Genomic DNA, 22,916 nt, shown 5'->3' with positions numbered 1-22,916 from the left:
GCCGGCGGGGCGGCCAGGAGACCCATGATGACGACGACCTCCGTTTCCACCCAGCAGGCCAGCGTTTCCGAACGCGCCAAGGCCGTTGCTGCCGCCCTCCTGCTCGGCTTCGTGCTGGTCTACACGGTCGGCTTCGCCGCCTCGGCCAGCGTGCACAACGCGGCCCATGATACGCGCCACGGCCTCGCTTTTCCCTGCCACTGAGGAAGAGCCATCATGGTCAATCGTGTTCTCGCGGTCAGTCTTCTGGCCGGGCTTCTGGCTGGGCTGATCGTCGCCGCACTCCAGCATGTCACCACAACCCCGCTGATCCTCAAGGCCGAGACCTATGAGGCGGCACTACGCGCTGTCGCACCGACGCAAGCCGCCTTCTCGGGTGAAGCGAAGATCATCCTTGCCCATGGCGGCGAGGCGCATGCGGATCATGCCGAGTGGAAGCCGCAGGACGGCCTCCAACGCACGCTATTCACCTCGCTGGTGACGATCGCGACCGCGATCGGCTTCGCCGCACTGCTGCTCGCCGGCATGATCGCGGCCAATGACGCCATCGACGAAAAGCGGGCGATGATCTGGGCCGCCTGCGGCTTCATCGCCTTCGGGCTCGTGCCGGCGACGGGGCTGGCACCAGAGCTGCCGGGCGCGGCCTCGGCCGCGCTCGAACAGCGCCAGCTCTGGTGGATCGTTACGGCGCTCGTCACCGCCGGCGGACTCTTCGTCTTCCTGCGCATGGAGGCAGCGTGGCTGCGCGCGCTCGCGGTGCTCGCGATGCTGGTGCCGCACGTGATCGGCGCGCCGCACCCGGCCGCGCCCGAAAGCAAGGTTCCGGCCGAGGTCGCGGCCCATTTCGCCGCACTCTCGCTGGCGATCCAGGCCGCGCTGTGGCTCGCGACTGGCTTTGCCGTGGGCCGGCTCTGGCCCTGGTTCACCCGCCGCGCCGAGGCGCAATGAGCTCCGGCGGGGCGACCGGCGCGATGCCCAAAGGTGACCTGACCATCCATGTCTGCACGGCCTGCAGGCGCGTCCGCGAAGATCTGCCGGATGGCTACGACCAGCCGGGCAGCGCGCTCGCGGAAGCCCTGTCGCAACGCCTCGCCGGACAGGCGAACGGCATCACGGTCGTCACGGCCGACTGCCTCGCCGTCTGCAAGCGGCCCTGCACCATCGCGCTCGCCGCCGACGGCAAATGGACCTACCTGATCGGCGACCTCGAAACCGAAAGCCATCTCGACGACATCGTCAGCGCGGCGGAGGCCTATGCCGCCAGCGCCAACGGCATCGTTCCCTGGAAAGAGCGCCCGCCCTGCTTCCGCAAGGGCGTGGTCGCACGCGTGCCGCCCCTGCCGGTGCGCCAGCAAAGGATGACATCATGAACGCTCCGCAGAATCCGTCTCTCGGAAAAATCCCCTGCACCATCGTCACCGGCTTCCTCGGCGCCGGGAAGACGACGCTGGTGCGCCACCTGCTCGAAAACGCCGAGGGCAAGAAGCTCGCGGTGCTCGTCAACGAATTCGGCGATCTCGGCTTCGACGGCGAATTCCTTAAAGGCTGTGGCATCTCCGGCTGCACCGAGGAGGATGTCGTCGAACTGCCGAATGGCTGCATCTGCTGCACGGTGGCCGATGATTTCGTGCCGGCGCTGGAGAAGCTCCTGGACCGGGCCGACCCGCCGCAGCACATCCTGATCGAGACGTCCGGCCTCGCTTTGCCCAAGCCGCTGGTCCAGGCCTTCAACTGGCCGGCAATCCGATCCCGCGTCACCGTCGACGGCGTCATCGCCGTGGTCGACGGGCCTGCCGTCGCCGAGGGCCAGTTTGCGGATGATCCCGAGGCACTGGCCGCACAGAAGGCGGCGGACGCCTCCGTCGAGCACGACAATCCGCTGGAGGAAGTGTTCGAGGATCAGATCCTCTGCGCCGACCTGATCCTGCTCAACAAGAGCGACCTGATCGACCAGGCCGGGCGCGACCGCGTCAAGGCCGAGATCGCCGAGCATCTGCCGAAGGCGATCAAGATCGTCGAGACCAGCCATGGCAAGGTCGAGCCGGCGCTGATCGTCGGGCTGGGCGCTGCGGCCGAGGCCGATCTCGCGGCGCGGCCCTCGCATCACGGCGAGGGCGAACATGACCACGATCATGACGATTTCGACTCGGTCGCGCTGCCGCTGCCGGCCGGCCTGTCCCCGGAAGAGCTGTCCGCTCGCGTGGCCAAAGCCGCCGAGGCCGAGGGCGTGCTGCGTCTCAAGGGCTTCACAGGCGTGCCGGGCAAGCCCATGCGACTGGTCGTGCAGGGCGTCGGCCGGCGCGTCGGCCATCACTTCGACCGCGCCTGGGGCGAAGGTGAAGCGCGTGACGGACGCCTCACGGTGATCGGCCTCAAGGGCTTCGACCTGAAGGCGGTGGAGGCTGCGCTGGCGGGCGCCTGAGGCGACTCGCTTCCGGGGAACGCCATGCATCTGCTCCCAACCAGCGAGATCAGGCTCGATGATGGCGAGGACGCCGTCGATCTCGCCTTGCCGCCGGGAGATGTGCTCATCCTCTCCTATGCCGACAGCGACCTCTCGGCGCTTGCTGCGGCGGCCGCCGCCGGCACCGGGTTCGCCGTCCGCCTCGCCTCGCTGCGGCGGCTGCGGCATCCGCTCTCGGTCGACCTCCTGATCGAGAAGACGGCTGCGAGGAGCCGCTTCGTGCTGGTGCGCTGCCTCGGCGGGCTGGACTACTGGCGCTATGGTATCGAGCAGCTCAGCGCGGCCTGCCGGGCGCACGGCATCGCGCTCGCGGTGCTGCCCGGCGACGACCGGATCGATGATCGGCTCGCCGAGTACGGCACGGTCGATGCCGGCTTGGTGGCGGAACTGCTCGGCTATTTCCATGCCGGCGGCGGGGCCGAGAACATGCGACGGCTGCTGCGGCGGATTTCAACGGCGCTCGGGTCATCCGACCCGGCGGCACCGAGCCCACTCGCTCCGCTGGTGCTTCCGACCTTCTTCGCGCTTGGCATGGACGGCTCACCTCTCGCCTGGCGCGAGGCACTGCGCGCCCTTCCCAGCGACAGGCCGCTCGTCCCAATCCTAGTCTATCGCTCGGCCGTCAGCGCGGGTGACACCGCGATGGGCGAGGCGCTGGCGGCGGCGCTCGCGGCGCGCGACCACGCTCCAATCATCCTTGCCCTGACCAGCCTGAAGGACCCCGCTGTCACGGCCGATCTCGCGGCGCTGATCGCGACGCGTCGGCCGGCTATGATCGTCACCACCACCGCCTTCTCGGCCCGCGAGGGTGCGGACTTCGTCCTCGACACAGCCGATTGTCCGGTGCTGCAGGCGATGCCGGTCGGCAGCGCGCGCGAGGCCTGGGCCACCTCGCCGCGCGGGGTCTCGGCCGCCGATCTCGCCATGCAGGTCGCGCTGCCCGAATTCGACGGTCGACTGGGAGCGATCCCCGTCGCCTTCAAGGCCGATGTCGCAGACGAGGTCACGGGGTTGAATGTCCGCCGGCTGGTGCCGGACGCGGAGGGCGTCGCCGCCTTGGCCGATCTCGCGGCGGGGTGGGTTTCGCTCGCCGTGAAGCCCGCAGCCCAGCGCCGGTTGGCGCTGGTGATGTCCGATTATCCCGCGCGCGGTGGCCGTGCCGGCTTCGCGGTCGGCCTCGACACCCCGGCCAGTGTCGCAGCGATCCGCGGAGTGCTGGCAGAAGCGGGTTACGAGGTCGCTTCCCGAAATAGCGATCAAGCGCTGATGCAAGCCCTCACGGCCGGCTCCGCCGATTTCAGACTGCCGTTCGCCGCCTACAAGGCCTGGCTGACGACCCTGCCCACCGACGCCCGCGACACGCTTTTCGCAACACATGGCGCGCCCGCGAACGATCCCGCCTTCAGCGACGGTGCCTTCCGCTTCTGCGTGGTGCAGAACGGCAACCTCACCATCGCGCTGCAGCCGCCGCGCGATGCGACGCCCGATCGCAAGGCGCGCTATCACGATCCGGACGCACCGCCCGGCCACGGCTATCTCGCCTTCTATCTCGCCTTGCGCGAGACGGCCGGCATCGACGCGCTGATCCATCTCGGCACCCATGGCACGACGGAATGGCTGCCGGGCAAGGCGGTGGCGCTGTCAGCCGCCTGCTGGCCGCGCCTCGTGACGCGGGGCCTGCCGGTGATCTACCCCTATGTCGTCGATGATCCTGGCGAGGCGGCGCCGGCCAAGCGGCGGCTTTCTGCGATCACGCTCGGCCATCTGCCGCCGCCTCTCGCCGAGGCGCAGGCCGCAGACGAAGCCGCGCTGCTGCGCGATCTCGTCGAGGAATTCAGCCAGGCGCAGTTGCTCGACCCGCGCCGGGCCGACATCGTCGCGAGCGAGATCCGCTCACGTGCCGAAACGAGCGGGCTCGCCGCCTCCTGCGGAATTACGCCCGACCTCTCAATGAGCGACGCGCTGACTCGGCTCGACGCGCATCTCTGCGACATCACGGAACTGCCCTTCCGCGACGGACTGCACATCTTCGGGCAGTCGGATGCCGACCCCGACTCGGCCCGAGCCGAGCGCGAAGGGCTGCTGCGGGCACTTGACGGGCGTTTCGTGCCGCCCGGCCCGGCCGGCTCGCCACATCGCGGCCGGCCGGACGTGCTGCCGACCGGGCGCAATCTCTCGACGCTCGATCCGCGCGCCATCCCGACGCGGGCGGCGGCAAGGCTCGGCGCACTCGCGGCGCAGGCCGTGATCGACCGGCATCTGCAGGATCACGGTGAGGCGCCGCGCCGCGTCGTCATGGATCTCTGGGCCTCGCCGACCCTCCGTTCGGGCGGCGAGGACATCGCCCATGCCCTGGCGCTCATGGGCGTCACCGCACTCTGGGATCCGGCCTCGACGCGGGTGACCGGGTTCGCGATCGTTCCGCTGCCGAAGCTGACCTGCGCGCGCATCGACGTCACCATGCGCATCTCCGGCGCCTTCCGCGACACCTTCCCGCAGCAGGTCGCGCTGCTCGATGCAGCCGCGCGCGCTGTGGCCGCCCTCGACGAACCCGACGACTGGAACGAGCCCGCCGCCGCGCGCAGGCGCGGCGAGGCCGGGCCGCGCGTTTTCGGCGCCGCGCCGGGGCGCTACGGCGCGGCGATGGCGGATCGCGCTCTCGACGGCGCCTGGACGACGCAGGATGAACTCGGCGCCGCCTATCTAGCCGCCTCCAGCCATGCCTATGGCGGGCCGGATGGCAGCGCCAGCCTCGACGCCAGCTTTGCCGAACGGATCAGGTCGGCGGACGCCTTCGTGCATGTCAGCGACACCGCCGGGCGCGACATACTGGAAGCGTCGAGCGCCGCCGACGTCATTGGCGGGCTGGCGGCGGCAGCCAGATCCCTCGGTGCCGAACCTGCCCTGTACAGCCTCGACAGTTCAAAGCCCAAGGCGCCGAAGGCGCGGACGCTGGCGGAGGACATCGCCCGCATCGTCCATGGAAGGCTCACGCATCCGCGCTGGATCGCTTCGCATCTCGCCCATGGCTGGCGCGGCGCCGCCGAGTTGGCGGAGGCGCTCGATACGCTCTTCGTCTTTGCGGCGAGCACGGACGCCGTGCCGGACGGCCTGTTCGACGCGGTGTTCCAGGCCTGGTGCGCCGATTCAAACGTCTGGTCGGCGATCGAGGCCGCCAATGCGCCGGCCGCTGCCTCGATCCGCTCCCGTCTGGCCGAGGCGGCGCGGCGCGGCCTCTGGACCAGCCGGCGCAACTCGGTCGGAGCGTTCCTCGCAGCTGTGCCGCCGGAGCGTGAGGCAGCCGAATGAACGCCCCATCGAAGGACGAATTGCGGCGCGGCTGGTGTCCGAGCACACTCAGGCCGATGGAGACCGGCGATGGCTGGCTGGTGCGGCTGCATCCGCCGGGCGCGCGACTGACGCCGGCGCAGCTCCAACGCATCGCCGCGCTGGCGGCGAAACATGGCAACGGGCTGATCGAGATCTCGGCTCGCGGCAACTTGCAGCTGCGCGGGGTGACGGCGAAGAGCCATCCGGCGCTGGTCGCGGCGCTGCTGGCCGAACGACTGGTAGACGAACATGACGGCGACGGCCCGCAGCGGCTGACGCTGACCGCGCCGCTGGCTGGTGATGCCGGCGACATGATCGACGCCCGCGCTCTCGCCGCGGAAATCGAGACACGCGCGCGGGCGGTGACCGGCTTGCCCGCGAAATTCTCGCTGGTGGTTGATGGCGGCGGGGCATCGTCGCTCGACGCCTTCGCCGGCGATATGAGGGTCGTCGGGATCGCTCCCGGCAGTGCCGTAATCGCCCTGGCGGACCGCCTCTGGCTCGGACCTGTGGCGGCCGGCAGGGTCGGGGAGATTGTCGCCGGCTTGCTCGGCCGCTTCGCCGCGCGACGGGCGCAGGCGCCCGGCACGATCCGCCGCCTGCCCGACCTCCGGCCGGACGCCCTTGCGGCCCTGAGCGACCTGCCGCATGCATCGCCTCCCGCTCCCCGCGCCGCGCCGCGACGCGCCGGGCTGTTCGCGCTCGGCCCCGACGGCTTCGCGGCACTGATCGGCTTGCCCTTCGGCAGAGTGGATACCGCGGCGCTCACCCGGCTCGGCGCGGCCGCCGAAGCGCATGGCTGCGCCGAAATTCGCCTCTCGCCCTGGCGCGGCATCGCTTTTCGCGGGATGGGCGAGGCCGGGGCTGCAGCGCTGCTCGGCTTCGCGGGCTCGCTCGGGCTGATCGTCCGGGACGACGACCCGCGCCTGTCGGTGCAGGCCTGCGCGGGGGCTCCAGCCTGCCTGCGGGCAGAGACTCCGGCCATGGCGGATGCGGCGCTGCTGGCCGAGGCGATCGCTCCGCTGTTGGCCGAGGGCCTGAGCCTGCATGTCTCCGGTTGCGTCAAATCCTGCGCGCGGCCGGGGGCTTCGGACCTCACTCTCGTCGGCCGCGAGGGGCGCTATGGCGTGGTGATCGGCGGCACGGCGCGGGACAACGCCATCGCCGAGCTTGACCTTTCCGGGATCATGGCGCGATTGCAGCCCGGACAGGAGATTCACGCTCGCCTGAGCGCGGCGGGCCGGTTTTCGGGATCACGGGTTTGACGACGGGTTACGACTACATCCAGGACGGGGCGGCGATATATGAGCGCTCCTTCGCGATCATACGGTCCGAGGCCGACCTCACGCGCTTCCCCGGCCGGGCCGGGAATGTCGTGGTCAGGATGATCCATGCCTGCGGCATGACCGACCTCCCGTCGGATGTGGAGATGTCGCCGGAATTCGCCGGCTCCGCCGAGACGGCGCTGAAGGCCGGCGCGCCGATCCTGTGCGACGCCAAAATGGTGTCGAACGGGGTGACCCGCGCCAGGCTTCCGGCGAACAACGAGGTCCTCTGCACCCTCGACGATCCCCGCACGCCGGCGCTCGCGGCCGAAATGGGCACGACGCGTTCGGCCGCCGCGATGGAGCTGTGGCGGCCGCATCTGGCCGGCGCGCTCGTCGTGATCGGCAATGCGCCGACCTCGCTGTTCCGGCTGCTGGAGATGCTCGACGCCGGCGCTCCGAAGCCCGCGGCCGTGATCGGCATCCCTGTCGGCTTCGTCGGCGCGGCGGAATCGAAGCAGGCGCTGGCGCAGGACGGGCGAGTACCCTTCCTCGTCGTGCATGGCCGGCGCGGCGGCTCGGCGATGGCGGCAGCCGCCGTCAACGCGCTGGCGCAAGAGAAGGAATAAGCCGGTGAGCATCGAACCGGCCAAGGGCAAGCCCCTGCTGTTCGGCGTCGGCCTCGGCCCCGGCGATCCCGACTACATGACGCTCCGCGCCCGCGACATCATCGTCACGGCCGACCGGCTGGTGCATTTCTGCAAGCGCGGCCGACGCGGCAATGCCCGCGTCACCGCCGATGCCATCGTCGCGCCGGATGCCGCGCGCGAGATCGAACTCGCCTTCCCGGTCACGATCGAAGTGCCGGTGGAGGAGGAAGGCTACAGCGGCCCGATCGCCGCCTTCTACGACGAATCCGCGGCGCTGCTCGCAGCCGAGATGGAGGCAGGGCGGACGATCGCCGTGCTCTGCGACGGCGACCCGTTCTTCTACGGCTCCTTCATGCATCTGTGGCGGCGCCTTGCCCACCGCTTCCCCACGGAGGTGGTGCCTGGCGTGATGGGCATGGCCGGAGCCTGGACGCGCGCGGCGGCGCCCATCACCTGGGGCGATGACATCATGACCGTGCTGCCCGGCACGCTGCCCGAGACCGAGCTGACGCGGCGGCTCGTCGATACCGACGCCGCCGTGATCATGAAGCTCGGCCGCAACCTGCCCAAGGTGCGCCGGGCGTTGAAGACCGCCGGGCTGATCCACCGCGCCATCTATGTCGAGCGCGCCACCATGGCGGAGCAGGTCGTGGCGAAACTCAGCGACAAGACCGACGACGATGCGCCGTATTTCTCGATGGTGCTGGTTCCTGGCGAGGGGCGCAGGCTGTGAGCGGCTCCCTCACCATCGTCGGCCTCGGGCCCGGCGAGGCGCATTGGCTGACGCCGGCGGCGGAAGCGGCGCTCGAGGCTGCGAGTGATCTCGTCGGCTACGGCCCCTATCTCGACCGCATCCCGGAAAAGGACGGGAGGACCAAGCACGCCTCCGACAATCGCGTCGAGATCGACCGGGCCGGCCATGCCTTGCGGCTTGCGGCCGAGGGCCGGACCGTCGCCGTCGTCTCCGGCGGCGACCCTGGCGTCTTCGCGATGGCGGCAGCCGTGTTCGAGGCGCTGGAGGCGGGCGACCCGGCCTGGCTTTCGCTGCCGATCACGGTCGAGCCCGGCATCACCGCGATGCTCGCCTCGGCCGCCAAGGCCGGCGCGCCGCTCGGCGGCGATTTCTGCGCGATCTCGCTTTCGGACAACCTCAAGCCCTGGGAGGTCGTGACGGCACGGCTCGAGGCCGTTCTCGCCGCCGATTTCGTGATCTGCCTCTACAACCCGATCTCGAAGGCGCGACCCTGGCAGCTCGGAGCGGCGTTGGAGCTGGCGGCACGGCACCGGGCAGCCGATACGCCCGTGATCTTCGCACGCGCCGTCGGACGAGCCGATGAGAGCCTGCGCATCCTGACATTGGCGGAGGCCGTCGCTGCGGCGGCGACCGCCGACATGGCGACACTGGTGACGATCGGCGCCTCGAGCACCCGGTTGATCGCGCGCGGAAGCGACCGGCCTTACGTCTATACGCCCCGCTCGGTGACGAAGAGCCCCTGCGTGACCAGCCAGGGCAGGACCTGATCGACATGGGCGACGGTCTCGACATCGGGCTTGGGCGGGCGTTCGACCATGATCACCGGCAAGCCGAGACGGCGCGCCGCGATCAGCTTGCCCACCGTGGCGTCGCCGCCGGAATTCTTGCTGACGAGGACGTCGATGCCCTCGCGGCGCATCAGCTTCTCCTCGTCCTCGGCATGGAACGGTCCGCGCTGCTGAATCACCGTGACATGCGGCACGGGCAGGCGGTCGCCGATCGGCTCGATGGCGCGAACGAGGTAATGATGCTGCGGCGCATCGGCGAAGTCCGGCAGGTCGAGCCGGCCGATGGTGAGGAAGACGCGGCGAGGCACGCGCCCCAATGCCACGACGGCGGCCTCGATGTCGGGAACGCTCTTCCACTTGTCGCCGGCCTGAGGACGCCAGGATTCGCGGCGGATGGCGAGCAGCGGCACGCCTTCCGCCTTGCAGGCATGCTCGGCATTGAAGGGCATGATCGCGGCGAAGGGATGCGTCGCGTCGATGACAGCGATGATGTTCTCGTCGCGCAGATACTGCCTGAGCCCGTCGATGCCGCCGAAACCGCCGACCCGAACCGGCAGGTTCGATGGACGGGGGTCGACGGTATGCCCGGCAAGCGAGATGATGGCGCGAATATCGGGAGCTTGTTCAGCCAGGTGCTGATCAAGCGCAGCCGCTTCACTGGTTCCACCAAGGATGAGCACGGTCATGCCAATAGTTACGCTTGAAAACGCTGAGCTGTCGAGCGGAAGCATGGCTGCGCCCTCCAACTCGCCCGCGCCCTGGCTCGCGCTGATCGGTCTCGGCGAGGATGGGCCCGCCGGCCTCTGCCCCGAGGCGAAAGTCGCGCTGGAGCAGGCCGAGATCGTCTTCGGGGGCGACCGGCATATCGCTCTGGTCGGCTCGGTGCCTGGTGAACTCAGGCCCTGGCCGCAGCCCTTCCGCAACGCGCTGCCGCAGATCCTGGCCGAGCGCGGCCGCAAGGTCTGCGTGCTCGCGACCAGCGACCCGTTCCATTACGGCATCGGCAACAGCCTCGCCCGCGCGATCCCGGCGCAGGAGATGAAGATCATCCCGCAGCTGTCCTCCTTCTCGATGGCCTGCACGCGCATGCGCTGGCCACAGGAGGAATGCGCGCTGGTCTCTCTGCATGGCCGCACGCTCTACCGAATCGTGCCGCATCTGCAGCCGGGGGCGCGCATCCTGGCGCTGTCCTGGGACGAGACGACGCCGCGAGCCGTCGCCGAGCTGATGACGGCGCGCGGCCTCGGTGCCAGCCGGATCACCGTGATGGAACAGCTTGCGGGTCCGGATGAGCGCATCCGCGAGACACGCGCTGACGCCTTTTCCCATGACGATGTCGTGCCGCTCAACCTCATCGCCGTCGAGGTCGCAGCCAATCGCGAGTCCCGCATCATGCCGCTGACGCCGGGGCTCGACGAGGAATGGTTCGCCCATGACGGGCAGATCACCAAATCGGAAATCCGCGCGATCACGATCTCCGCGCTCGCCCCGCGCGGCGGCGAGCTGCTCTGGGATGTCGGCGCCGGCTCGGGCTCGATCGCTGTCGAATGGTGCCAGCGCCATGTCCGCAACCGGGCGGTGGCCTTCGAGTCCAAGCCGGAGCGGGCGCATCGGATCACCAGAAACAAGGTCGAACTCGGCGGTCTCTCGGTCGAGGTCGTCGGCGAGGCTCCGCAGAGCTTCGTCGGGCGGCCGGCGCCGGATGCGGTCTTCATCGGCGGCGGGCTGACCGTCGAGGGGCTGTTCGAGGCCGCCTGGGCGGCACTGAAGCCCGGCGGGCGGCTCGTCGCCAATGTCGTCACGATCGAGGGCGAGGCCAAGCTCGCTGCACTCCATGCCGAGCATGGCGGCTCGCTGCGGCGGATCTCGATCGACCGGCTCGCCCCCGTCGGCGGCAAGCATGGCTGGCGCCCCGCGATGCCGGTGACGCAATGGCGGGTCGAGAAGCCTTGACCGGCCGTCTCGTCGCCGGGCTGGGCCTGAGGCCCGGCACGAGCGAAGCGGACATCCTGGCCTGCCTCGACGAGGCCTTGGCGATCGCCGGGCTGGCGGGGGAGAGGCCATCCCGTCTGGCGACGCTGGCGAGCCGGATCGGCGAGCCCGGGCTGATGGCCGCCGTCGCCAACCGCCGAGCCGAGCTCGTCGCGGTGCCCGACGAGGCGCTGAAGGGATATGAGGCCGCCTGCGCCACGCGCTCGACCCGGATCGCCTCGCTCTACGGCGTCGGCTCGGTCGCGGAGGCCGCCGCATTGGCGGCGGCCGGGCCGGGCGGGACGCTGGTGCAGCCGCGCATCGCCACCGCCCGCGTCACCTGCGCGCTGGCCCGAGCAACATCATGAAGTGCGTATCGTGACGATTCATTTCATCGGCGCCGGCCCCGGCGCGCCAGACCTCATCACGCTGCGCGGGCGCGACCTCATCGGCGCCTGCCCGGTCTGCCTCTATGCCGGCTCACTGATCCCGAAGGCGATGCTCGACTGGTGCCCGCCGGGTGCCCGCATCATCGACACCGCCCCGCTCGACCTCGATGCCATCGTCGCGGAGATGCAGACGGCGCATGCGGCGGGGCAGGACGTCGCCCGGCTGCATTCCGGCGACCTTTCGATCTGGAGCGCGACGGGCGAGCAGATGCGCCGGCTCGAAGCGCTCGGCATCCCCTACAGCGTGACGCCGGGCGTGCCGGCCTTCGCCGCCGCCGCCGCCACGCTGAAGCGCGAACTGACCCTGCCCGGTCTCGCACAATCGCTGGTGCTGACCCGGACCTCGGGCCGCGCTTCGGCCACGCCGGAGAAGGAGAAGCTCGCGACCTTCGCCGCGTCCGGCGCGACGCTCGCGGTGCATCTCTCAATCCATGTGATCGAGCAGGTAGCGGCGGAGCTGACGCCGTTCTACGGGGCGGACTGCCCCGTCGCGATCGTCTTCCGTGCCTCCTGGCCGGACGAGCGCGTGCTGCGCGGCACGCTCGCCACCATTGTCGAGCAGGTTCGCGAATCCGGGCTGGAGCGGACGGCGCTGATCCTGGTTGGGCCTTCGCTCGCCGCCCAGGATTTCGGCGAGAGCGCGCTCTACTCCGCCAGCTACGATCGACGCTTCCGGCCAGGGGGCGGGGTATGATCGCGCGGGGCATCCTGATCGCGGCGCCGCGCTCCGGCTCAGGCAAGACCACGATCACGCTCGGCCTGCAGCGCGCCCTGAGACGGCGTGGCCTGACCGTGCGCGGGCTGAAATGCGGACCGGACTATATCGACCCGGCCTTCCACGCCGCCGCGACGGGCGCCCCCAGCGCCAATCTCGATTCCTTCGCCATGCCCGACACCCTGCTCGGACAGATCGCGAGCGGCGCAGCACTTGGCAGCGATATCATCATCGCCGAAGGCTCGATGGGCCTGTTCGATGCCGTCCCCGGCCCCGAAGGCCATACCGGAGCGAGCGCCGACATCGCCGCCCTGCTGGGCTGGCCGGTCGTGCTCGTGATCGACGTCTCCGGGCAGGCGCAATCGGCCGCCGCCATCGCGCTCGGCTGCATGCATTACGACCCGCGCATCAGGATCGCCGGCGTGATCCTCAACAAGGTCGCAAGCGAACGCCATCGCCGGTTGGTGGCGCAGGGTATGGAACGGATCGGGCTGCCGGTGCTAGGCGCCCTGCCGCGCGAGGCCAGCCTGATCCTGCCCGAGCGCCATCTCGGGCTGGTACAGGCCGGCGAGACGGCCGACCTGCACGCGCGCCTCGATGCACTCGCCGATGCGGTCTCAGCCGCCGTCGATCTCGATGCCGTCATCGCTGCCGCGGGACCGACCCTGCTGCCGGCGGGTGCATCATCCATCACGCCTCTGCCCGCGCCGGGGCGGCGCATCGCGATCGCGCGCGATGCCGCCTTCAGTTTCGTCTATCCACATGTCGAGGCGGGCTGGCTTCGTGCGGGTGCAACGCTGGTGCCGTTCTCGCCGCTGGCCGACGAGCCGCCGCCGGAGGACTGCGACGCCTGCTGGCTGCCAGGTGGCTATCCCGAACTGCATGCCGGGCGGATCGCGGCCGCGACGCGTTTCCTGATGGGGCTGCGAGCCTTTGCCGAGAGCCGACCGGTGCATGGCGAGTGCGGCGGCTACATGGTGCTCGGCCGGACGCTGATCGATGCCGATGGCGTCTCGCACGCGCTGGCCGGGCTGCTCTCGGTCGAGACCTCCTTCGCCAAGCGGAAGATGAATCTCGGCTACCGCCGCGCCGTGCTCGAAGCCGATGGCCCGCTCGGCCGCGCGGGCGACGCGCTGACGGGACACGAATTCCACTATGCGACGGTCGTCGGCCAGGGCGAAGATCCGCCGCTGGCGCAGGTCACCGATCCGCATGGCTCGGCGCCTGCCCCGGCCGGCTGCCGGCGCGGGAACGTCACCGGCTCGTTCTTCCACGCGATCGCGGTCGCAGGGTGAGCCGGAACTCTCCTCCCCGCTTCGACGACGCCTTCGCGGCGCAGTTCGCGGAACTGCTTTCCTGGCGGCGCGACGTGCGGCGGTTTCGGCGCGACGCCTTGCCGGAGGGGCTGGTCGAACGGCTTCTCGCACAGGCCGAGCTGTCGCCCTCGGTCGGGCACTCGCAACCCTGGCGCTGGGTCCGCGTGAGCGATGAAGCGCAGCGCGAGGCGGCGCGAGCGAGCTTCCGGCGCTGCAATGCCGACGCCCTTGACGACTATGAAGGCGAGCGAGCGCGGCTCTATGCCAGCCTGAAGCTCGAAGGCATGCGCGAGGCGCCGGAACAGATCGCCGTGTTCTGCGACCATGCCACCGCCCGGGGCCATGGTCTCGGTCGCCGGACGATGCCGGAGACACTGGATTACTCGGTGGTCGCCGCGATCACGCAGTTCTGGCTCGCGGCGCGGGTCGCAGGCGTCGGTGTCGGCTGGGTCTCCATCCTCGAGCCCGAGGCAGTCTGCGAAGCGCTCGGCACGCCGCCCGAATGGAAGCTGATCGCCTGGCTCTGCGTCGGCTGGCCAGAAGAAGAGAGCGACGTGCCGGAGTTGGTGCGGGCCGGTTGGGAGAAGGGGCGGTAGCTTGGTCCCCCTCCCCATATGGGGAGGGGCTCCCCGCCCCCCGGGTTACACCGCGACCTTGAACTCGGCGCCGGTTTTCGCCTTGATCTCGTCGAGGGTGACGCCCTCGGCCAGTTCGATCAGGCTCATGCCGCCGCCGTTCTCGTCAATCGTGAAGACGCCGAGATCGGTGATCACCATGTCGACGACGCCGGCGCCGGTCAGCGGCAGGTCGCAGGCCTTGAGCAGCTTCGGCGATTCCGAGCCATCCTTGTTCTTGGCGACATGCTCCATCACCACAACGACCTTCTTGACGCCGGCGACGAGGTCCATGGCGCCGCCCATGCCCTTCACCATCTTGCCGGGGATCATCCAGTTGGCGAGGTCGCCGTTCTGGGCGACCTGCATGGCGCCGAGGATCGACAGATCGATATGGCCGCCGCGGATCATCCCGAAGGAGTCTGCCGAGGAGAAGAAGCTCGTCGTCTTCAGTTCGGTGATCGTCTGCTTGCCGGCATTGATCAGGTCGGGATCCTCGTCGCCCTCATAGGGGAAGGGGCCCATGCCGAGCATGCCGTTCTCGGACTGGAGCTGTACGCTCATGCCGTCCGGGATGTAGTTCGAGACCAGCGTCGGGATGCCGATGCCGAGATTGACGTAGAAGCCGTCCTTCAGTTCCTTGGCAGCGCGCTGGGCGATCTGTTCACGGGTCCAGGCCATGGTGTCCTCCTCAGGCCGCGCGCTTGCGGACGGTGCGCTGCTCGATGCGCTTGACGCTCTGGGGCGTGTGCACGATGCGCTTCACGAAGATGCCCGGCGTGTGCATGTGATCGGGATCGATCTCGCCGGCATCGACCAGGTTCTCAACCTGGGCGACGGTGAAGCGCGAGGCCGTGGCCATCATCGGATTGAAGTTGCGCGCCGTCTTCCGGTAGACGAGGTTGCCCTCGGTATCACCCTTCCAGGCGTGGACCAGGGAGACGTCGGCGAAGATTCCGCGCTCCATGATGTAGCGCTCGCCGTCGAACTCGCGCTCCTCCTTGCCCTCCGCGACGAGCGTGCCGACGCCGGTCTTGGTGAAGAAGGCCGGGATGCCGGCGCCACCGGCGCGGATGCGCTCGGCCAGCGTGCCCTGCGGGGTGAATTCGAGCTCGAGCTGGCCGCTGAGATAAAGCTCGGCGAAGAGCTTGTTCTCGCCGACGTAAGAACTGATCATCTTCCTGATCTGCCGCGTCTCGAGCAGGATGCCGAGGCCGGCTCCGTCGACGCCGGCATTGTTGGAGACGAAGGTCAGGTCCTTCGCGCCGCTCTCGCGCACCGCCTCGATCAGGAGATCGGGGATGCCGCAGAGCCCGAAGCCGCCGGCCATGATCGTCATGCCGTCCTTGATGGCGCCGGCGAGAGCCGCCTTGGCGTCAGGAAAAACCTTCTTCATCGCATTGCCTTTTGCCGAAAATGGATGTCGCCGGACGGCTTGCGACAGAACTAGCCGAGCCTGCGGCGCAGTGGCAACAACCCATTATGCCAATAAGAAAGCCGGCCCCGCATGGGGCCGGCTCTCGGAAGCAGTTGTCGTCGCGACGTGAACGTCAGCGGCGGAAGCCACCGCCGAGCACGCCGCCGATGGCGCCGCCGACGATCGTGCCGAAGATGGCGGCACCGGCCGCATCACCGGAGCTGTTGCCCCGGCCCGCACGCTCGCGCTCGAGATCGCGACGGATCACCGGATCCTTTTCGTAGGCGACGCCGCCACGCGTGCGCGGCTGGCCTTCCGGTTGCTCCTTGGCGATCGCACGGGTGCGGGTCGCGGCCTTTTCATCCGCGAGCGCGCGCTGATAGGCCGGCTCGGTCTGGGCGCGCAGCGCCTGGAGCTGCAGCGGCGCCATGAAGCCCGTCGCGGTGATCGACCGTGTCGTCTGCCACTCCTTGATGGCGGTACGCTGGCTCGGGCCGAAGGTGGCGCTGGCCTTGCCCGGCTTGAAGCCGGCGAGGGTCAGGCGGCGCTGCAGTTCGCGGCGGTCGCCGGCAGAGAGCTTCAGCGCGGCCTCGGTCTCGGCGTTGCTGCTCTCGCCCTTCAGGGCCTCGTCGCTGACGCCGGCCGACTGCGCCGCCGTATCGCGCGAGGCGGCCGGAGCGACCGGGGCCGCAGGGTCGAGCTTGGCGAGACGGTTCTTGGCGAAGGCGGCAAACTGGCCGGTCGGGAAGGCGTCGAGATAGGCCTTGTAGTCGCCGGGCGAATTGCCGCGCTCGGCGATCTCCCACATCTTGACGTCCATCTGGGCGCGGTCGAGACCAACCGGCGCCGGCGTGGCGGGGACCGGAACGGCACCGTCGATCGCCTTGATCGTCACCGATGGATCGACAGCGGCGAGCTTCAGCGTCGGGTTCATCTTGAACTCGCCGATGATCGAGGAGTTCGTCCAGGGCTTCTGCTTCTTGCCGGTCGACTCCCAGACATCAGCGCGGACGCGGTCCATCACGGTCGTGATCGACACTTCGGGCGTCTCGATATGCTTCAGCAGGGCGGCCGTGAACGGGCTGTTGCCGTCCTTCTCACCGTCGAGCGCGGTCGCGCGCGGGTCGGTGGCGAAGGCGATCAGGATGCCCGAGGCCGACTGCGTCTCGATCGCGGTCAGGCCGCGCGCGACGGACCGCGACTTGGCAGCGAGCTGCGTCGCGAAGGGATTGTCGCGGCAGGCGTCGAGAATGAGGATGTTGACGCGCTCGTCGCGCTGCATCTGGCGCAGCACGAGCTGGACGTTGACGGCGCGGAAGTCGAGATCGGCTTCGGACTTCAGCGAAGCGTCGACCGGGATGAGATAGTTCTCGTCCCCGACCGCGATGCCGTGCCCGGCATAATAGACGACGCCGGCCTTGGCGCCGTCGAGCTTCTGGGCGAATTCCCGGACGATGCCGGTCATCTCTTCCATCTTGAGGTCGTAGCCCTCGACGACCTCAAAGCCCAGACGCTTCAGCGAGGCGGAGATCGCCGTCGCGTCGCGCTGCGGATTCGCCAGGCGGGGAACCGACGTATAGGCGCTGTTGCCGATCACCAGTGCGACGCGGCGATCGGGAGCGGCCTCGGCCGGAAGCGCCGAAGCCAGCACAGCCACACCGAGCACACCGCCCCCAATCGCGCCCAGCACGACGGCGCGTGCGGCAGCGAAGCGGGCGCGGAACGCCAGACCGAAAGACGCGAAGCTCAAGGTACCCTCCCCTGATCGGTCCGCCGCTGCCCGAATACCTGGTCTCGCGCGGGCGGATGCGCGCGACCAGCGATAGCTGCCACAAGAATGCCTAATGATAGCCGAGAAAAGAACAGATACACTAGCCTGACCGTCCCGGCCCGTAAACCGGCTTTGACCCACGGTCAACAAGCTTCCCTTTCGTCGACTCTGACATTTCGAACATTCCGGCATCTTGCAGCAGATAGCCCCTCTGCATGCGTCCGCGCGTCATGCATTTGCATGAGGTGAGGGAATGGCGCGTCCGCATCTACGACAAAGGGATAAGCAGGCGTTCACAAGGCCGTTTCGCGCGGCTGCGACGTTGACTCATGCCATGAGCGCGGTGCAGCATGCCATACAAGGGAAACGAGCAATAATAAGAAAGAACAAGATGGCGATCGGAAACGGCCTGCATGCCTGAGGATATTATTCTATCGACTTCGGGTTTGACTAAGGATTTCGGCGGCTTCTCGGCCGTCAATGGCGTTGACCTGAAGGTCAAGCGCGGGACGATCCATGCGTTGATCGGCCCCAACGGCGCCGGCAAGACGACCTGCTTCAACCTGCTGACCAAATTTCTTGCGCCCACCAAGGGCTCGATCGTCTATAACGGCCGTGACATCACCCGCGAGAAGCCGGCCGAGATCGCGCGGCAGGGCCTGGTGCGCTCGTTCCAGATCTCGGCGGTGTTCCCGCAGCTCAGCGTCAAGACCAATGTCCGGATCGCGCTGCAGCGCAAACGCGGCGACTCGTTCGATTTCTGGCGCTCGGAAGACGTGCTGAAGCCACTCGACGAGGAGGCGATGCGGCTGGTCGAGGCGGTCGGCCTTTCCGCCTTCGCCGAGTTGCCTGCGGTCGAACTCTCCTATGGCCGCAAGCGCGCGCTCGAAATCGCGACGACACTGGCGCTGGACCCCGAGATGATGCTGCTCGACGAGCCGATGGCCGGCATGGGCCGCGAGGATGTCGAGCGCATCGAAGCGCTGATTCGCAAGGTCTCGCAGAACCGCACCATCCTGATGGTCGAACACAATCTCTCGGTCGTCGCCTCGCTGTCCGACCGGATCACCGTGCTGGCGCGCGGGCAGGTGCTGGCGGAGGGCGACTACGCCACGGTCTCGAAGGATCCGCGCGTCGTCGAGGCCTATATCGGATCGGGAGTCGGCCATGGCCACTGAGACGCTGGCGCGGTCGCCCGCCGCCACGGCCGCTGCGCCGATGCTCAAGGTCCGCGGGCTCCAGGCCTGGTACGGCGAATCGCATGTGCTGCACGGCATCGATTTCGAGGTGAATGCCGGCGAGGTGGTGACGCTGCTCGGCCGCAACGGCGCCGGCAAGACCACGACGCTGAAATCGATCATGGGCGTGATCGGCCGACGCCAGGGCTCGGTCGTGCTGGAGGGCACCGAGACGATCGGGCTGCCCTCGCGCGCGATCGCCCGGCTCGGCATCGGCTATGTGCCGGAGGAGCGCGGCATCTATTCCTCGCTCAGCGTCGAGGAGAACCTGATGCTGCCGCCGCGCGTCAGGCCCGGCGGGCTCTCGCTGGAACAGATCTTCACGCTCTTCCCCAACATCAAGGAGCGTCTGCGCAGCCAGGGCACCAAGCTCTCGGGCGGCGAGCAGCAGATGCTGGCGATCGGGCGCATCCTGCGCACGGGAGCGCATTTCCTGCTGCTCGACGAGCCCACAGAAGGCCTGGCGCCGGTGATCATCGACCAGATCGGCGCGACGATCCGCAAGCTCAAGCAGGAAGGCTACACGATCATCCTGGTCGAGCAGAACTTCCGCTTCGCGCAGACGGTGGCCGACCGGCACTATGTCGTCGAGCAAGGCAAGGTGATCGACATGATCCCGAACGCCGAACTCGACGCCAACATCGACAAGCTGCACGGCTATCTCGGGGTCTGATCCCGTCTCCGGACGGGCATCGACGGCCCCCAATCCGATTCAAATCGGACCACAGTCGAAAATCGACGCCATTTCAGGGAGAGAGAAAGACCATGAAACTCAAGACGTTTCTGACGACGACCGCGTTCGCCGCACTGATGGCGGCGCCTGCGCTCGCCCAGCAGATCAACGTGAAGGCCGGCGTTCTCAACGACCGCTCCGGCCTCTATGCAGACCTGTCAGGCGAAGGCTCGGTCATCGCCGCGCGCATGGCGGTTGAAGACTTCAAGGCCGCGGACAAGGGCATCAAGGTCGAGATCGTCTCGGCCGACCACCAGAACAAGCCGGACGTCGGCTCGACCATCGCCCGAACCTGGTACGATCAGGACGGCGTCGACATCATCCTCGACGTGCCGACCTCGTCGGTGGCGCTCGCGGTCAACCAGATCACCCGTGAGAAGAACAAGATCCACATCAATTCGGGCGCCGCTTCCTCCGACCTGACGGGCAAGGCCTGCTCGCCCAACACCGTGCACTGGACCTACGACACCTATGCGCTGGCGCAGGGCACGGGCGGTGCGATGGTGAAGGCCGGCGGCGACAGCTGGTTCTTCATGACCGCGGACTACGCCTTCGGCCATGCGCTGGAGCGCGACACCGGGGCGATCGTCACCAAGAACGGCGGCAAGGTCGTCGGCGCCGTGCGCACACCCTTCCCCGGCACCGACTTCTCGTCCTTCCTGCTGCAGGCGCAGTCCTCCAAGGCCAAGGTCATCGGGTTGGCGAACGCCGGTGGCGACACGATCAACTCGATCAAGCAGGCCGGCGAGTTCGGCATCACCGCCGGCGGCCAGAAGCTCGCGGGGCTGCTCGTCTTCCTGACCGACGTGCATTCGCTCGGTCTCGCGACGGCGCAGGGGCTGGTCCTGACCGAATCCTTCTATTGGGACACCAACGACCAGACCCGTGGCTGGTCCGAGCGCTTCGCCAAGCTCAATGGCGGCAAGAAGCCGACCATGGTGCAGGCCGGCGTCTATTCCGGCATGCTGCACTATCTCAAGGCCATCGAGGCGGCGAAGAGCAAGGACTCGGCCGCCGTGATGGCCAAGATGAAGGAGCTGCCGACGGACGACCCGCTGTTCGGCAAGGGCTCGGTGCGTGCCGACGGCCGCAAGATGCACGACATGTACCTGTTCGAGGTCAAGAAGCCGGCCGAGTCGAAGGGTCCGTGGGACTACTACAAGCAGCTCGCCGTGCTGCCGGCCGAGCAGGCCTTCCGCCCGCTTGCCGAGAGCGAGTGCCCGCTCGTCAAGAAGTGAGCGGCAAACACGCCGCGCATTCGATATCACACGGCGTCATCCTGGGGCGACCGAAGGTCGTCCCGGGATCCATCGTAGAACTCCGTTCTGGATAAGGATCGGCTCTACGACGGATCCCGGCGCTCCGCTTCGCTTCGGCCAGGATGACGGCAAAGCACACTGCTGATGCCACCAAGAACGATCCGAGACCCGCATGTTTGAACTCCTCGGTATCCCGCCTCAGGCGCTGTTCGGCCAGGTCCTGCTCGGCCTGATCAATGGCTCCTTCTATGCGATCCTCAGCCTCGGGCTGGCGGTGATCTTCGGGCTGCTCAACATCATCAATTTCAGCCATGGCGCGCAGTACATGATGGGCGCCTTCGTCGCCTGGATGTGCCTGAACTATCTCGGCATCAATTACTGGGTCGCCTTGCTGCTGGCGCCGCTGGTGGTGGGCGCGACCGGTGTCCTGATCGAGCGCTTGCTGCTCAAGCGCATCGCCCATGTCGACCATCTCTACGGGCTGCTTTTGACCTTCGGCCTGGCGCTGATCATCCAGGGCCTGTTCCGCAACCAGTACGGCTCGTCGGGCCTGCCCTACCAGATTCCGGCGGAGCTCCGCGGCGGACAGAATCTCGGCTTCATGTTCCTGCCCTATTACCGCGGCTGGGTCGTCATCGCCTCGCTCGTGGTCTGCCTCGCGACCTGGTTCCTGATCGAGAAGACAAAGCTCGGCGCCTATCTGCGGGCCGCGACCGAGAACCCGACCCTGACCCAAGCCTTCGGCATCAACGTGCCGCTTCTGGTGACGCTGACCTATGGCTTCGGCGTCGCACTGGCCGGCTTTGCCGGCGTGCTCGCCGCGCCGATCTACTCGGTCAACCCCAACATGGGCGCCGACCTGATCATCGTCGTCTTCGCCGTCGTCGTGATCGGCGGCATGGGCTCGATCCTGGGAGCCATCGTCACCGGCTTCTCGCTCGGCTTGATCGAAGGGCTGACCAAGGTCTTCTATCCGGAGGCGTCTGCCACCGTGATCTTCATCATCATGGTGCTGGTGCTGCTCGTGCGGCCTGCCGGCCTGTTCGGACGGGCCGCGTGATGGCCGCCCGCTTGACCGAGACGAGGAACTGACCATGGCCGACATCGCCGCCACCGACGCACCCGCCGCGATCCTGCCGGGGCAGGCCGACAGGGGCACGCTGCGCCTGCACCGCGCCATCATGATCGGGCTCGCCTTCGCGCTCGTGATCGCCCCCTTCGTGGCCTATCCGGTCTTCGTCATGAAGGTGCTGTGCTTTGCGCTGTTCGCGCTCGCCTTCAACCTTCTGCTTGGCTACGGCGGGCTCCTGTCCTTCGGCCATGCCGCCTATTTCGGGATGGCGAGCTATGTCTGCGCCTATGTCGCCAAGAACTGGGGGCTGACGCCGGAACTGGCAATCCTGCTCGGCACGGGTGTGTCGGCAGCGCTCGGCGCCGTGTTCGGCGCGCTCGCGATCAGGCGCCAGGGCATCTACTTCGCCATGATCACGCTGGCGCTGGCACAGATGGTGTTCTTCTTCTCGCTGCAGACGCCGCGCTTCACCGGCGGCGAGGACGGCATCCAGGCAGTGCCGCGCGGACGGCTCTTCGGCCTGATCGACCTCGCCGACGACCGGACCCTGTACTGGCTGGTGGCGGCGATCTTCATGGCCGGGCTCTTGGCGATGTACCGGATCATCCACTCGCCCTTCGGCCAGGTCTGCAAGGCGATCCGCGACAACGAGCCCCGCGCGATCTCGCTCGGCTACCGTGCCAACCAGTACAAGCTGACGGTCTTCGTGCTCTCGGCGACGCTGGCGGGGCTCGCCGGCTCGACCAAGGCGATCGTGTTCCAGCTGGCGTCGCTGACCGACGTGCACTGGTCGATGTCCGGCGAGGTCGTGCTGATGACGCTGGTCGGCGGCCTCGGCACCGTGTTCGGGCCGATCGCCGGAGCGCTGGTCATCGTCTCAATGCAGAACTACCTCGCCAGTCTCGGCGCATGGGTTACCGTGGTGCAGGGCGTGATCTTCGTGATCTGCGTCATGACCTTCCGCGAGGGCATCGTCGGCGTGATCTCCAAGTGGATCAGGAAGCCGCTATAACCTTCGAGGCCTCGGCTCCGAATCACCGCCGTCATCCCGGGCTCGCCCCGGGATCCATCCGAGGGCTCCGGAGTTCTGTCATGGATCCCGGGGCAGAG

The 22,916-nt window shown here is 68.4% G+C and carries 23 protein-coding genes; 19 read left to right on the top strand and 4 right to left on the bottom strand.

Annotated elements, in window-relative coordinates:
- The first annotated feature begins 27 nt into the window (after positions 1 to 27).
- Genes VGN82_RS01170 through cobJ form a run of 9 tightly spaced genes read left to right on the top strand, consistent with a single transcriptional unit; the run spans position 28 to position 9,230 of the window.
- Positions 28 to 204 carry a CbtB domain-containing protein gene (locus VGN82_RS01170; protein ID WP_327525147.1) on the top strand — a complete coding sequence of 59 codons (177 nt, stop codon included), beginning with the start codon at positions 28 to 30 and terminating at the stop codon, positions 202 to 204.
- A gap of 12 nt (positions 205 to 216) precedes the next feature.
- Positions 217 to 948 carry a CbtA family protein gene (locus VGN82_RS01165; protein ID WP_327525146.1) on the top strand — a complete coding sequence of 244 codons (732 nt, stop codon included), beginning with the start codon at positions 217 to 219 and terminating at the stop codon, positions 946 to 948.
- Between the two features lie 23 nt (positions 949 to 971).
- Complete coding sequence (locus tag VGN82_RS01160; protein WP_327525145.1) at positions 972 to 1,370, top strand: DUF1636 domain-containing protein; 399 nt, start codon at positions 972 to 974, stop codon at positions 1,368 to 1,370.
- A complete protein-coding gene (gene cobW, locus VGN82_RS01155; protein ID WP_327525144.1) occupies positions 1,367 to 2,422 on the top strand; it encodes a cobalamin biosynthesis protein CobW in 1,056 nt (351 codons plus the stop codon). The genes VGN82_RS01160 and cobW overlap by 4 nt, the downstream gene beginning before the upstream one ends.
- Positions 2,423 to 2,446: 24 nt before the next feature.
- On the top strand, positions 2,447 to 5,773 hold the full coding sequence (gene cobN / locus VGN82_RS01150; RefSeq protein ID WP_327525143.1) for a cobaltochelatase subunit CobN: 3,327 nt from the start codon (positions 2,447 to 2,449) through the stop codon (positions 5,771 to 5,773).
- Complete coding sequence (gene cobG / locus VGN82_RS01145) at positions 5,770 to 7,059, top strand: precorrin-3B synthase (RefSeq protein WP_327525142.1); 1,290 nt, start codon at positions 5,770 to 5,772, stop codon at positions 7,057 to 7,059. The genes cobN and cobG overlap by 4 nt, the downstream gene beginning before the upstream one ends.
- Positions 7,056 to 7,688, top strand: a complete 633-nt coding sequence (locus tag VGN82_RS01140; RefSeq protein WP_327525141.1) for a precorrin-8X methylmutase — start codon at positions 7,056 to 7,058, stop codon at positions 7,686 to 7,688. Before cobG ends, VGN82_RS01140 begins: the two co-directional genes overlap by 4 nt.
- Before the next feature lie 4 nt (positions 7,689 to 7,692).
- Positions 7,693 to 8,442 (top strand): precorrin-2 C(20)-methyltransferase, encoded by a 750-nt coding sequence (locus tag VGN82_RS01135; protein WP_327525140.1) that lies wholly within the window; start codon positions 7,693 to 7,695, stop codon positions 8,440 to 8,442.
- Complete coding sequence (cobJ, locus tag VGN82_RS01130; RefSeq protein WP_327525139.1) at positions 8,439 to 9,230, top strand: precorrin-3B C(17)-methyltransferase; 792 nt, start codon at positions 8,439 to 8,441, stop codon at positions 9,228 to 9,230. Before VGN82_RS01135 ends, cobJ begins: the two co-directional genes overlap by 4 nt.
- Here the strand turns inward: cobJ and VGN82_RS01125 are convergent.
- Positions 9,173 to 9,937, bottom strand: coding sequence for a cobalt-precorrin-6A reductase (locus VGN82_RS01125; RefSeq protein ID WP_327525138.1), 765 nt, complete (start codon positions 9,935 to 9,937; stop codon positions 9,173 to 9,175). The two genes, cobJ and VGN82_RS01125, sit on opposite strands and share 58 nt — an antisense overlap.
- A 43-nt stretch (positions 9,938 to 9,980) precedes the next feature.
- On the opposite strand from VGN82_RS01125, the gene cbiE reads away from it, so the two are divergent.
- From cbiE to bluB, 5 genes are read left to right on the top strand one after another with little or no spacing between them, the layout of a single operon-like run.
- Positions 9,981 to 11,204: a precorrin-6y C5,15-methyltransferase (decarboxylating) subunit CbiE gene (gene cbiE / locus VGN82_RS01120; RefSeq protein WP_327525137.1), complete on the top strand. Its 1,224-nt coding sequence runs from the start codon at positions 9,981 to 9,983 to the stop codon at positions 11,202 to 11,204.
- Entirely contained in the window at positions 11,201 to 11,590 is a 390-nt protein-coding gene (locus VGN82_RS01115) for a cobalamin biosynthesis protein (protein WP_327525136.1), read from the top strand. The genes cbiE and VGN82_RS01115 overlap by 4 nt, the downstream gene beginning before the upstream one ends.
- A gap of 10 nt (positions 11,591 to 11,600) precedes the next feature.
- The gene (gene cobM / locus VGN82_RS01110) at positions 11,601 to 12,365 is read left to right on the top strand and encodes a precorrin-4 C(11)-methyltransferase (protein WP_327525135.1); all 765 of its coding nucleotides are present in this window, start codon (positions 11,601 to 11,603) and stop codon (positions 12,363 to 12,365) included.
- The gene (locus tag VGN82_RS01105) at positions 12,362 to 13,681 is read left to right on the top strand and encodes a cobyrinate a,c-diamide synthase (RefSeq protein ID WP_327525134.1); all 1,320 of its coding nucleotides are present in this window, start codon (positions 12,362 to 12,364) and stop codon (positions 13,679 to 13,681) included. Before cobM ends, VGN82_RS01105 begins: the two co-directional genes overlap by 4 nt.
- Entirely contained in the window at positions 13,678 to 14,298 is a 621-nt protein-coding gene (bluB, locus tag VGN82_RS01100; RefSeq protein ID WP_327525133.1) for a 5,6-dimethylbenzimidazole synthase, read from the top strand. Before VGN82_RS01105 ends, bluB begins: the two co-directional genes overlap by 4 nt.
- Before the next feature lie 45 nt (positions 14,299 to 14,343).
- On the opposite strand, the gene VGN82_RS01095 is transcribed toward bluB, so the two are convergent.
- The 3 genes from VGN82_RS01095 to VGN82_RS01085 form a co-directional block, all read right to left on the bottom strand.
- On the bottom strand, positions 14,344 to 14,997 hold the full coding sequence (locus VGN82_RS01095; RefSeq protein ID WP_327525132.1) for a 3-oxoacid CoA-transferase subunit B: 654 nt from the start codon (positions 14,995 to 14,997) through the stop codon (positions 14,344 to 14,346).
- Between the two features lie 10 nt (positions 14,998 to 15,007).
- Complete coding sequence (locus tag VGN82_RS01090) at positions 15,008 to 15,712, bottom strand: CoA transferase subunit A (protein ID WP_327525131.1); 705 nt, start codon at positions 15,710 to 15,712, stop codon at positions 15,008 to 15,010.
- A 154-nt stretch (positions 15,713 to 15,866) separates the two neighbouring features.
- The gene (locus VGN82_RS01085; protein WP_327525130.1) at positions 15,867 to 17,483 is read right to left on the bottom strand and encodes a caspase family protein; all 1,617 of its coding nucleotides are present in this window, start codon (positions 17,481 to 17,483) and stop codon (positions 15,867 to 15,869) included.
- A 434-nt stretch (positions 17,484 to 17,917) separates the two neighbouring features.
- On the opposite strand from VGN82_RS01085, the gene VGN82_RS01080 reads away from it, so the two are divergent.
- The 5 genes from VGN82_RS01080 to VGN82_RS01060 all read left to right on the top strand — a co-directional run bounded on the left by VGN82_RS01080 (position 17,918) and on the right by VGN82_RS01060 (position 22,818).
- Positions 17,918 to 18,682, top strand: coding sequence for an ABC transporter ATP-binding protein (locus VGN82_RS01080; protein ID WP_327525129.1), 765 nt, complete (start codon positions 17,918 to 17,920; stop codon positions 18,680 to 18,682).
- Entirely contained in the window at positions 18,672 to 19,415 is a 744-nt protein-coding gene (locus VGN82_RS01075; RefSeq protein ID WP_327525128.1) for an ABC transporter ATP-binding protein, read from the top strand. The genes VGN82_RS01080 and VGN82_RS01075 overlap by 11 nt, the downstream gene beginning before the upstream one ends.
- A gap of 92 nt (positions 19,416 to 19,507) precedes the next feature.
- Positions 19,508 to 20,713 (top strand): ABC transporter substrate-binding protein, encoded by a 1,206-nt coding sequence (locus VGN82_RS01070; RefSeq protein ID WP_414644169.1) that lies wholly within the window; start codon positions 19,508 to 19,510, stop codon positions 20,711 to 20,713.
- Positions 20,714 to 20,906: 193 nt separating this feature from the next.
- Positions 20,907 to 21,794, top strand: a complete 888-nt coding sequence (locus VGN82_RS01065) for a branched-chain amino acid ABC transporter permease (RefSeq protein WP_327525127.1) — start codon at positions 20,907 to 20,909, stop codon at positions 21,792 to 21,794.
- 34 nt (positions 21,795 to 21,828) lie between these two features.
- Positions 21,829 to 22,818, top strand: a complete 990-nt coding sequence (locus VGN82_RS01060) for a branched-chain amino acid ABC transporter permease (protein WP_327525126.1) — start codon at positions 21,829 to 21,831, stop codon at positions 22,816 to 22,818.
- Positions 22,819 to 22,916 lie beyond the last annotated feature (98 nt).

Source organism: Allobosea sp., assembly GCF_035999205.1.
Lineage (GTDB): Bacteria > Pseudomonadota > Alphaproteobacteria > Rhizobiales > Beijerinckiaceae > Allobosea.
Note: the sequence above shows the minus strand (reverse complement) of the source record. Positions and strands in the feature narration are given on the sequence as shown.